The organism is Spirosoma aerolatum (genome assembly GCF_002056795.1).
In the GTDB taxonomy this organism is placed as follows: domain Bacteria; phylum Bacteroidota; class Bacteroidia; order Cytophagales; family Spirosomataceae; genus Spirosoma; species Spirosoma aerolatum.
In genome coordinates, this window is the sequence record NZ_CP020104.1 from 672900 (window position 1) to 684104 (window position 11205).

The 11205-nt window shown below is 51.1% G+C and carries 9 protein-coding genes; all 9 read right to left on the reverse strand.

Features of this window, described 5'->3' with window-relative positions:
- Positions 1 to 16: 16 nt before the first annotated feature.
- Positions 17 to 2443 carry a TonB-dependent receptor gene (locus B5M13_RS02910; protein WP_080054215.1) on the reverse strand — a complete coding sequence of 809 codons (2427 nt, stop codon included), beginning with the start codon at positions 2441 to 2443 and terminating at the stop codon, positions 17 to 19.
- A gap of 207 nt (positions 2444 to 2650) precedes the next feature.
- Positions 2651 to 3733 carry a CobW family GTP-binding protein gene (locus tag B5M13_RS02915; protein WP_080054216.1) on the reverse strand — a complete coding sequence of 361 codons (1083 nt, stop codon included), beginning with the start codon at positions 3731 to 3733 and terminating at the stop codon, positions 2651 to 2653.
- 4 nt (positions 3734 to 3737) lie between these two features.
- Positions 3738 to 5153: an alkaline phosphatase gene (locus B5M13_RS02920; RefSeq protein ID WP_080054217.1), complete on the reverse strand. Its 1416-nt coding sequence runs from the start codon at positions 5151 to 5153 to the stop codon at positions 3738 to 3740.
- Positions 5154 to 5224: 71 nt separating this feature from the next.
- On the reverse strand, positions 5225 to 5665 hold the full coding sequence (locus B5M13_RS02925) for a Fur family transcriptional regulator (RefSeq protein WP_080054218.1): 441 nt from the start codon (positions 5663 to 5665) through the stop codon (positions 5225 to 5227).
- A gap of 100 nt (positions 5666 to 5765) precedes the next feature.
- Positions 5766 to 5969 (reverse strand): hypothetical protein, encoded by a 204-nt coding sequence (locus B5M13_RS02930; RefSeq protein WP_080054219.1) that lies wholly within the window; start codon positions 5967 to 5969, stop codon positions 5766 to 5768.
- The gene (locus B5M13_RS02935) at positions 5966 to 6418 is read right to left on the reverse strand and encodes a DUF3299 domain-containing protein (RefSeq protein ID WP_080054220.1); all 453 of its coding nucleotides are present in this window, start codon (positions 6416 to 6418) and stop codon (positions 5966 to 5968) included. Before B5M13_RS02935 ends, B5M13_RS02930 begins: the two co-directional genes overlap by 4 nt.
- Before the next feature lie 479 nt (positions 6419 to 6897).
- Entirely contained in the window at positions 6898 to 8016 is a 1119-nt protein-coding gene (locus tag B5M13_RS02940) for a ligand-binding sensor domain-containing protein (RefSeq protein WP_245859732.1), read from the reverse strand.
- 373 nt (positions 8017 to 8389) lie between these two features.
- Positions 8390 to 9238 carry a class A beta-lactamase, subclass A2 gene (bla, locus tag B5M13_RS02945; RefSeq protein WP_245859737.1) on the reverse strand — a complete coding sequence of 283 codons (849 nt, stop codon included), beginning with the start codon at positions 9236 to 9238 and terminating at the stop codon, positions 8390 to 8392.
- Positions 9239 to 9405: 167 nt separating this feature from the next.
- Positions 9406 to 11199 carry a M14 family metallopeptidase gene (locus tag B5M13_RS02950; RefSeq protein WP_080054223.1) on the reverse strand — a complete coding sequence of 598 codons (1794 nt, stop codon included), beginning with the start codon at positions 11197 to 11199 and terminating at the stop codon, positions 9406 to 9408.
- Positions 11200 to 11205 lie beyond the last annotated feature (6 nt).

The window sequence follows — 11205 nt, forward strand, 5'->3', positions numbered from 1 at the left end:
TGTACTGATTACTAGTTTATTTTAATTTGGTTGTAAGCAATGAGAAGGGGATGGTAAGCGACAGAATGATGTTCCGCCCGGCTTCGGGTAGTTCAATCAACCGGTAGAAGCTGGTGTGGTTAAAATACCTGGTGTTGAGCAGGTTTTGCGCCTGGAGGCTGATCCTGACCGGCTGGCTATACAAATGCAGGTGCGTACCAGCCTGTAGATTGATCACGCCATATCCCGGCGTTTTCTTCTCAGGTGGCACAATCCGGTTCTGGGCAGCCGACAACCGGTAGTCTACTGAGAAATACGTGTTGTGTACCTTACCGCTAAGGGTAGGCGACCAGGTCAGGTTGAACAATACTGAGGCCGGGGGCGAAAACGGAAGTGTATAGCCCTGCTTCTCGCCCGATAGCTGCCGGGCATACACGTATTCGCCCAGTAACTCCGTGCTAAGGGTACTGAGTAACCTGTATTTCAGCTGGATTTCCCCGCCATAGCGCATAACCCGGCTTTGTGCATAATGAAACACCTGGTTTCCCGCTCCGTAAAAGTAGTCGTGCTGGGCCGTGGGATTCAGGTAGATGTAATTAGGGAAGTAGTTGTAAAATGGACTGAGCTGCACCGTTACCTTACTGGTAGTCACACTTACGCTCAGGTCAGCCTGGTAAGACTGCTCCGGGGAAAGCGTTGGATCACCCCGCTCGTAGCTGAAATAATGGTAGTTGACCCCGTTGGCTGATAGCTCTTTGGCAATGGGCATTCGAAAGCTCTTACCCAGGTTCGCTTTGAGGGCAAACGTTTCCCGGTTGTAGTTTACCCCTACCGACCAGACCATACTCCGAAACGTGCGGGTAAGTTCTTCGGCGCGGTTCAATCGCTGTGAAACGGTCGTGGTACCGGTCGTCACCGTTGAGGGGAACCAGTCGGTATAGGGCAACAGGTGAATCTGACCGTAGTCGAACCGGAGCGCCCCGTGCAGCACCAGTTGGTCGCTGAGCCGTACTTTATCGTACCCAAACACGCCCGATGTCGTTTGCGTAAAGGCGGGTACCAGAAAACTCCAGCCCCCGATCCGGTTCTGCTGCCGCTCGCCCGTAAACCCCACGGTCAGCGTGTGCCGGCCCAGACTCAGCTCGTCGCGTCCGTTGATGGAATACACGTGTTTGTCGAACTGACGCTCCAGGGTAGGGGAAATTGCCAGCGTGTCGGGGTAGACTGGCGGCATATAGCCGTGGTTGACATACTGACTGAATTCCTGCCGAAAATTATGCTGGTAGCCCAGTTCCAGCGACAGTCGGTGGTTTCCCTTAGTATACTCGCTTCGGTTGATGAGCTTGTCATGGGCTACCTGCTGGCTGGGCATCAGTATATCCCGATCCGAGCGGTCGTGTAATTCGCGATCTACCCGACGGGGTTCCAGCCCGTGCGCATTGGCAAAAAAACCGCTTTGGCTATAGGTATGGCTGACGTAAACGATGGAGCTGAAATGATCGTTGAGGTAACCCATGTTCAGGTGCATCCCGGTTTCACGTCCGGCCGTGTTGCGCAGGCGTTTTTTGTCCAGGTCAACGGCATAGTCATACACGTATACCCGGTCGGTCGGCACGCGGTAGTCGCCGTAGCGCTGTCCGGTGAACCGCGCATCAACGAACCAGCGCTGTGTGCGGCCAAACAGATTGATCGATGTACCGTAGAGATTATTGTTGGTTTTTCCGATTAGATCGACCGAGCCGCCTAGCGTGTGCGGGGCCGGTGACGGAACGGGTTTTACGTCGATGGCCCCACCGATTGCGTCCGAACCGTACAGAAACGAGGCTGCTCCTTTTAGCAACTGCACCTCGCCGGCGGCAAACTGATCGAGTTCCAGTCCGTGGTCAGCCCCCCACTGCTGCCCTTCGTGTTTTACACCTTTATCCACAACGACTATCCGGTTAAACCCCATCCCCCGAATCAGAGGCTTCGACTGCCCCGACCCGATGCCGATCGTTTTGACCCCTGGTAAGCGTTCCAGCGATTTCATCAGGCTTCCGCCCAAGTAGCGCTGAATAAAGTCTGGGTTGACCACTTCCAGATTAAGCGACTCATCCCGTTTTCGGGCCTGGGTGTAATCGCCTTTCACAACTACTTCCCCAAGTTGCGTTTGGGCAGGTCGAAGAATCAGTGGAATAACGACATGACTTCGCCGAATGGTAACGGAAAAGCTAAGCGTTTGATAGTCAGATAGCTCCGTAGTTAACTGGTAAAACCCCGGAGACAAGTCTATAAACTGAAACGCGCCCGTTGAATCCGTCAGCGTCGATAATGACCGGTTGGCGAGAGTCAGCCTGACGCCGACTATTGGCTGCTGCTTGGTATCCAGCACCTGCCCCGACAAGCGGTACGTTTGCGCCTGCGCCTGATTTATAAGGAGTATAAGCCAGCCAAAAACCAGTTGTATGTAAAGCAACCGGTTCATTTACAAGTTATCAGACAGAATGAATATATGCATCATTGTTGCAAATATAATCTATTCGCCTGTTTTTGCAACAATGATGCATTTAGATTGATTACGAATGGGCCATGTTATAAGAACGCTAAACTTGTTTCAGGTACGTCAGCTATTACATGGCAGCCACTCGTGCTGTTGAACAGCGGATCGGTACATGTAGGCGTCATCATCCCGTTACTCCGAGAACCCCGAATCTGCCGGGTTCGTAATCTGCCAGACAGGTTCTTTGGTAAAACACTGACGCAGCATTTTCTCGAAGCCTGCCGGTTTGAGCAACTTGCCGATAAACACAAGGCGACTAAGGCGCGGCTCGTCGTTTTCCCAGGTGGCTCCGTCGATCATCGTCAGGTTTTTGCCTACCGACTGAATAATCCAGCGTTGCGGACGGCTGGCATCGTAAATGATCCCTTTAACGCGGTAGATACCCTTGCCCTGAAACAGTAACAGCATGGTTAGCCGGTGGTGAAGCTGGATCAGATCGAAGGATTCTCCGAAGCGGAAACTCAGCGAAACAATATCACTGTGCCGGTGATGATGGTGGCGATGCGGCAACGTACCCAGCGGACGCGGGCGGTTCGCAGGGGTTGGCGGTGAACCGGGGAAGGTTAGCCGTGGAGTCGCTTTGGCCGGTACAAAGCGGGCCGGTTGCAGAGCGATGGCCGTTTCCCGTTCGATGGCCATTAGTTCACGAATCGGGTAGTTTTCTTTCTGGCCGGTTAGTACCTGCGCGAATGGGTTAAGGCCCCGCAGCGTTTCGACCAGGCTGGCAAGGTACACGGCCGAAACCCGGTCCGTTTTGTTAATAAGCAACACGTCGCTGAAGGAAATCTGCTGGATGGCTTCTTCCGTATCGCGTAGCTGATCCTCAATGAGTTCGGCATCGACCAGGCAAATCACCCGTTTGAGCGTAAACACACGCTGCACCATCGGTAGCATCAGAAACGGAACCGCTACGCCCGCCGGATCGCCAATACCGGTGGTTTCGATAAGCAGCTCGTCGAAACTGTCGCGCCGGTCGTAGAGATCTTCCAGCACATCGAGCAAACTATCGTTCAGGGAGCAGCAGATGCAGCCGTCGCTCAACTCAATAATTTCTGCATCGGGCCGAAGCACAAGCTGTCCGTCAATACCTTCTTCGCCGTATTCGTTTTCGATCAGGGCAAAACGGGTTTGGGGCCGGTCGGCCATCAATGCGTTGAGTAGGGTGGTTTTGCCCGCCCCCAGAAAACCCGTTAGTAAGGTTACGTCTATTGGCATGGGTTTATTTGGCGTCTACCGTCTGGTGGTCCACCTCAGCGGCTTTCAGCAGGAAGTTATGTAAATCCGTATTTTTAACCAGGCCCGGTAACTGCTCACTTCCCGGACCCAACATGGCCAGTTCCACAAAGTCGGCGGTATGGTCCATACCAGCCCAACCCACCGACGTATGCGCCGTTTGCAGGGCAGCTAACTGCCGATACGGAAGTTTACGTGGATTGTACACACCCGTCTCATCCAACTGGGAGTAATGCGTCAACAAGCCAGCGGCTTCATCGGCTTTAATGACAATTCCCTGCGCGGCTTCGATCCGTTCAATCAGTTGAGCGGGTGTGCTGTCTTTGGAAATTCCGGTTAGAATCCACTCATTCGTATGCCGGAATTGCTGAATCCGGTCAAAATTAGCGTTGGCCTGCGGACCGTAGAGTAGAGCGGGATCTGAATTGCCGTGGTCCGTAGTGATGACCACCAGTGTATTCCCGTCGCGGTCGGCGAAGTCAACGGCTACCTGCACCGCATCGTCGAACGCTAACTGATCATACAACAGGGCTCCCACGTCGTTGGCGTGCGCTCCCCAGTCTACCTTACCGCCTTCCACCTGCAACACAAACCCGTTTTTATTGGCTTGCATCCGGCTGATAGCCGTGGAAGTCATTTCGGCCAGGGTCGGAATGGTTTTTTGCAGGTCGGTATTATTGGCCCGGTCAAGCGAATACGGTAATCCATCTTCGTGAAATACGCCCAGCAGCGGCTGGCCAGCTGGTGCCCCCAACATGGCCGCGCGGGTTTGCGCCACCTGATATCCCTGCTGGCTAAACTGACTGAATAAGTCTTTTTTATCGGCTCGTTTATCGGCACTGAACTGTTCGGTACCGCCCCCCATCATCACATCGAAACGCAGACCCAGGTATTGCTCAGCAATATCGGCCATGCTGCCCCGACTTTTGCTGTTGATGCAGAAACCGGCGGGCGTAGCGTGGGTGATGGGTACGGTCGTCACGCAGCCAACCGCCTTGCCTGCCTGTTTGAATTTCTGGAGGATCGGTCGGTGAGCCTGTCCATCGGGCCCTACGTTCAGGGCCCCATTGTTGACCCGTACGCCACCGCCCCAGGCCGAGGAAGCAGCCGCCGAATCCGTAATGAGGGAGGAAGCCGAAGCCGTATCCATCAAGGCTCGCCGTACTCGGTTGTTGCGGTATAAGCCTAACCAGTTGCTCGATCGGCCCTCTTTACGCTGCCGTAGCAGATCGGCCATATTCAGGGTACCGGTGCTCATGCCATCGCTAACCATAAAAATGATGTTCTGGGCCCGTTTGCCTTTGCTTGTTGACAAATTAGCCTCGGCAGCCCGGCCTGACCCGACCAGTGAGGTACTCAGGGCAGCGGCTGTTGTATTGCGGAAGAAATCTCGACGTTTCATTGATTTGGATCAGATTGCCGCAGCGGACGATCGCTGATGTGGCAGAATACGTTATGACTATTCGTTTAAACTTATGATAATGAGGTTGTTATCGATTGATTCTGTCGGTCTGCCTGTTGCCTGCACGTGCCACAAAGCCCTTCGGCTAGCAGGTGAAGTGTATCAATCTGGTATTGACGCAGGGTATTCAGGTAGTCTTCGGGTAGGCCAGGCAGACAAGTAACCGTTTCGCATTGCGAACATTTGAAATGGGGATGGCTGTTTGCCGACGTTACTTCGAAAAAGTACGAGCAGTTGCCATCTGAGTCGATCAATTTCTGAACGATACCAGCCTCGGTCAGTGTCAGCAAACAGCGGTATAGGCTTACCCTGTCCAACTGCTTATCAAAGGCCCGTTCCAGATCAGCATGGGTAAATGCTTTCCTGGCTTGCATCAGGAAGTGGAGCACCGCCGTTCGGAGGGTCGTGATGCGGATACCTTTTTTGTGTAACAGTTGTTCAGCCTCAGTCATATCAGGAATAGGCTAGCACAGTAGTGGTTTGAATCGATGTATCCGGCCTAAAAAACCGTTTTTTGTATAGAACCTGCGGTCATGTAGCAAATGGAGGTAGTTAATCAAAAGCACCTGGCCGGAAGGGGGGAGCATAGAATGACCAGACAAGAGTTATTAATTCCCGGCGCAAACGAGCTACGTAGGTTTGGCTGTAGGTATCGGCTTCACCCTGGTTTGCGTCCATCTGGTCCTGTGCATAACCGGGCCGTAGCAAACCGACCAGGAAAACTAACAACAGGCAGGTACGGATCAAAACGGTCATGAGTTGTCGGATTGCAGTTCGGCCCCGTCCAGAATGTAGTTCAACTCATAGATATTATCGGCATTCAGCCGAAGCGTGCCCGAAAAGGTACGCCGTTCGTCGGTACGAAATTTGCGCGGTAATCGCTTAAATTTCAGGGTCATGATTGACTCAGGCCCGGCAGCTCCGCAGAAAAAGCAGGCCGCCATAGGAAACTCGGACACCACGTATAGCCCACTTTCGAGGTCGATGGGAATAACATAACCGGTGATCGAGATAGCTTTCCCGTTAAGTGCTTTCACTGTAGGGCCGAACTTAGGGTACAGCATGACCACACTTTCTTCAGGATACCATTTTTTCTTAAACTGTACATCGCGCAGTTGTTCCCATCTAATAACCGGCGGTCCCGAAGCTACCGTCAGGCTACTCAGAAGCAGCCAGCACACTATGCTACCTGTGATTTGTTTCATCGCCAACTTGTGATTTTTAACAGGTTAATCAATCAGTAAAGCATAGTTCATAGACCTTCAAGATATAAACGTCATGCCCGAATCATTCGAACGATTTGTATCTACGAGTCAAAAATAGCTATTTGCAACAACGTTGCAAATAGCTGCGCTATAAATTTTGTATAGACTTTTTTGTCTTACGGCTTGTTGCCGTTGAGTTCAGGCCAGCAAAGGGGTTGCTGAGGAATAGAGCGCTTGGTTGGACGAACGATGTCGCGCTTCTCGGTATTTTACCCATCAACTGAGGGTAAATCTAAAAAAAGGGACCGCACCTGTGGCCCGGTCACAAACTCAGCAAGCTTGTAAGATTTCGAGTTTGATTTGTGACCGGGCCACAGGTGCGGATGACATTGTGAGGATCTATACCTTATGGTATGAATTCTCTGATCAGAGAATCTTTATATCTCGTGAATAGGGCGTTTAAAGAGATAGTATACACATTATTTCTGATCTTCTTTCCGTCTAAAGTCCGTAATGCTTTTTCCATCATACCGAAACACGCCACTTGTTGCCTCCAAAGCGCCAAACCAAATACTCCCATCGGTAGCTTCCAGAATCCCACAAAGCATTCCCGGTCCATCTATTGACATGATTTCTGTTACAGTTGGCTTTTCTTTGTACAACGATGCTTGATCGTACCGTGAAAGTGCCCAGACATTTCCATTCGGAGGATGTACGCTACCAGTAGTCCAGATGTTCCCTTTTTTATCTTCGATCATGGCTGAAGCACCTCGCTTCGATACCAATGTATAGCTACTGCCGTCATAGCGCCAAAGTCCATCATTGTCACCCAACCAAATAGCCCCTTTTTTATCTTCGATGATCGACCAAACGTTGGTAAAAGCTTTACCCTCTTTAGTTCTGAAAACAGTAAATGTCTTTCCATCATAAAAACAGGGCTCACCTCTGGTGCCAAACCATAATTTCCCGGTTTTGTCTTCCATGATCGTAGTAAGACTATTGTTGGAAAGGCCTTCTTTAGTGGTAAAATTTCGAAAGGATCTCCCGTCGTAACGACTCAGGCCATTTCCTGTGCCAAACCAAACGATGCCAGCTCTATCTTCATAAATTTTACAAACAAAATTATTGGCAAGTCCTTCCCTGGTTGTAAAATGTTCAAAAGACTTCCCATTGTAATAATAAACACCTGAATCCCGGGTAGCTAACCAGAGGTTTCCTTTTCGATCTTCCAGCACATCCCAGAAGCTGGGCGAACTTATTTTACTGGTGAGATTGGTGAACGATTTTCCGTCGTATCGAAGAATACCCTTCCATGAGGCAATCAAAATAGTTCCGTTTCTACCCTGCTTTACATTCCGAACCATTGAGTTTGGCCCGTAGGAAGTGACTGGGTCTTTGCTATTGTAATTGATAGTATCTTTCGGGAGTTGTGTTGTTTTTTGTCCTTTACAGGACGTGCCCAAAACAAGCATCCATAGAGCACAAACGTATACGCGTTTAGTCATTACTCGTTCTATTTTTAAGGACATCAACCATTGCGCTGAGCCACCATTGCGGTGGGCCTCAAAGCTAAAAGTTTCGCTTTTATCATCTATCAATAGCCTGTAAAAGAAGGTTAACTAAGCGTAAAAGTTCCGCTTCGGCGACCGTTCGTAGCTGCGGTCTGATTTTGCGGACTGTGATGGCTTTTGGCCTTTAGAAGTTGGAAATACTGTAGAATATTATTGCCTACACAACAGTCTCACGTAAACGCTCTATTAGTGCGATGGTTACGTCATCTATCGGGGCAAGTGACAAATTTGCAGGGTGGCCGGTGCGATCCGTTTTTTAGATTTACCCAACTGATCACTATTGCAGGCGTAGTAAGCGATTTTGCGGATAGACGCTCCCGGTTGGTAGACGTTACCTACTGCCTGAATGATAAAAGCCGGGCATTTCGCCCGGAAGAATTGTCAACGGTAATCGTGCCGTTCACTGAAGCCGTTTCATGAAATAGTCCCAGGTGGCTTTCCCAATGTCGGCAATTAGCTTCTCATTCGTGTCTTCATTCTCTCTGGAGTCCTTTACAAAGACACTGATGAAATAATAGCGGCCATTGGGCAAAAACACAATGCCAATGTCGTTAACGGCTGCGGTTATTCCTGCCTTGTTCGTTCCCGAAGAACCCGTTTTATGAGCCACAATCGTTTGTTTGGGTAGCTGCCCCTTTAGTCTGGCCTGACCCGTTTGGGTGCCTTTCATCACCGTCCAGATAAAGTCGTGACTTTGGGTTGACAGCCGTTTGTTCCGGTTCACATAAAAGGTTTGCAGTACATTGACGGCGGCCCTGGGTGTTGTCCAGTTTTTAAATTGCAGGTCCCAATTCGCCTGCTGCGTTTCTTCGTTTACTTTTATGGATATATCGTTCGTGCCGCTTTGTTTGATGTAGCGCTCTACCGCTTCCGGCCCTCCGAGTAGTTTGAGCAGCAAGTCGCACCCCACGTTATCGCTTTGCGATACGGTATACGCCAGCATTTCGGATAGGTTCATCGTAGTGCCATTCGGATACTTGTCCCGAATCGGACTATACAGCTTCGGTAAGAGGTCTTTCTTTTGAATTTTGATGGGTTGATCCAACGAAAACTTGCCCTGATCGATTTGCGACAACATTGCCAGGGCAATATGAAATTTAAACACACTCTGCAACGGAAAATGCCGGTTACCGTAGATGGAGGCCGTATCTTTCCCATCGTCGCTCATTAAGGCGATGCCCACCGTGGCTTTCTTTCCGGCAACGATGTGCTGAATTTGTTGTCGTACCGAATTCAGATTTTGCGCCATCGTCTCCATAGAGACTAGGAAAACTAGGACAGCCAGAACGTGATGTCTTTTTAGCATATACGTATACGTAAAAAAAGGAATAGTGAAGGCGACTAAAAGCCACCCGTCTGGTCAACCATCAAAAGCACGGTCGGCCAGACGGGTGGCTTTTAGTCGCTTGAAAAGAATTACATCGTTTTCGTTACAACCCCGCCCTTGCGGCTATCCACTTCGACGGTGTATTTGTCGGCTTTGCCCTTAACAATCCAGCGGACCCGGACCGAGTTACCCCCGCCACCAAAACCGCCGAAGCCATTGCCTCCGCCCCCTGACACCGTGCCGCCAATGTTGGCTACTTCAATGGTCTGCGGGTTTCGTTTCTGTTCGCGGGTTAGGCCCAGATCGGCATTCTCGACAATCATCCCCGCCACCACCTGTGCATTTTTGAGGGTAATATAATCGGGCCGTTCGATCTTAAACCGAAGATCCTGGGCCGAGTGGGTCGGGATGGCGCGGTGGTTCATCACCGTAGCAGTTACCTCCGAATATCCCCCCGGCAGTTCGCGGGATTTGATGTCCATGATCTCCAGTTTGGGCGTATGGAACGTGTGGAGCAAGGTAAACGCCATGTTGCGATGGCCTTCCTCCTCCAGCATGAAGCCCGGCGTATTCCGCACATAGTTTCGCTTTACGCCCCCGATCTCAATGTCGCCGTACTGGGGGTGTTTGATGGGCTTCCACTTTACGTAGGCATCGCCGAGGAGCAACAACTTATCGAATTCCTCAAATTCCGTGTTGGAAAACCGGTCGGCTGTTGAGTTTTTATTGAATAGGCGGTATGAGTTATTGATTTCGTTGGAGAACATAAAGATACCCCGATTCAACCCGATAAAGTCGATCTCTCCCCCATAGACCGTGTACAGGTCTTTCCAGAGCACATAGTATTTGTATCCTGGAATCATTTTCTCGCCGGTCTTGCCGATCAGGTCATATACAGCAATGTCGGCCTGGGGCACGTACATCTGGTCTTCCTCGGCACCCGGTGGGCGCAAAAACATCCCCCCAAAATTATGGTAACTTTGGGCACCGGCAATGTTGGGGTGGCTATAGAAAAATTTCTTTACGTTCTGAGTTTCGGCCAGCGTACCGGGGAAGTAGAAAGCGCCATTCTGCACGTAATCGGGCTGCCAGTTCCAGCCCCAGTCGCGGTTCGGGTCATAGGAACCGGGCGTATCTTCATTCACCCGCCCGTCGCCGTCGTTATCGATGCCTTCGTTGCCCAGTAGTTCATACTCACCCGGTTCGTCGGGAGCGGCCTGAATCATGCGCACGGGGTTGCTGGGGTCCACTTTCCAACGACCGGTCGGCGATTTACGGCGCATCTGCACAATATTCCCATCGCCGTCGAGGTCGTCCACATCGTCTTCATCGGCCGTCCCGTCGCCATCGTCATCGAGGGGAATCATACCCGAGCGCGACGAACTGGTCGTGTTGGCTTTGTGCATAAAATTTTCGTGAGCATCGGGGTTGAGTGACGGCGAAATGTAGAACGTTTTGTCTTTCAGCAGCTGGGTAATAAAATCGACTTTGCCAAAATTTTCGGCCAGGTACCAGACGGTATACATGCTGAACTGCGTTCCCTGCAACTCGTTGGCGTGAATGTTGCCATCGATCCAGAAGGCCGGTTTTTGTTCGGGCTTACCGGTTTTGAAATCGCTCACCGTAATCACCCACATATCGCGCCCCATCGACGACTTGCCCATGCTTTCGACCCGCACCAGATCGGGGTGCTTTTTGGCCAGTTCCTGGGCCAGTTTGGTGTAGCCGGCAAAGTCCATGTAGTAATTCCACGTCCAGGGGACTTTGGGGTTGGCGGGCGTACCAATGGCCCGCATCCCGTTCAGATCGGGATCGGTTTGCTGGGCGAAAGCCGTTTGCAGGGCCGTGCACGCGAGCAGAAAAAATAAAGAGAGGTATTTCATGGTTCG

What these genes read in the sequence shown, in the direction of transcription:
- B5M13_RS02910 (WP_080054215.1), bottom strand. Translation starts at nt 2,443, where the DNA reads ATGAACCGGTTGCTTTACATACAACTGGTTTTTGGCTGGCTTATACTC.
- B5M13_RS02915 (WP_080054216.1), bottom strand. Translation starts at nt 3,733, where the DNA reads ATGCCAATAGACGTAACCTTACTAACGGGTTTTCTGGGGGCGGGCAAA.
- B5M13_RS02920 (WP_080054217.1), bottom strand. Translation starts at nt 5,153, where the DNA reads ATGAAACGTCGAGATTTCTTCCGCAATACAACAGCCGCTGCCCTGAGT.
- B5M13_RS02925 (WP_080054218.1), bottom strand. Translation starts at nt 5,665, where the DNA reads ATGACTGAGGCTGAACAACTGTTACACAAAAAAGGTATCCGCATCACG.
- B5M13_RS02930 (WP_080054219.1), bottom strand. Translation starts at nt 5,969, where the DNA reads ATGACCGTTTTGATCCGTACCTGCCTGTTGTTAGTTTTCCTGGTCGGT.
- B5M13_RS02935 (WP_080054220.1), bottom strand. Translation starts at nt 6,418, where the DNA reads ATGAAACAAATCACAGGTAGCATAGTGTGCTGGCTGCTTCTGAGTAGC.
- bla (WP_245859737.1), bottom strand. Translation starts at nt 9,238, where the DNA reads ATGGCGCAAAATCTGAATTCGGTACGACAACAAATTCAGCACATCGTT.
- B5M13_RS02950 (WP_080054223.1), bottom strand. Translation starts at nt 11,199, where the DNA reads ATGAAATACCTCTCTTTATTTTTTCTGCTCGCGTGCACGGCCCTGCAA.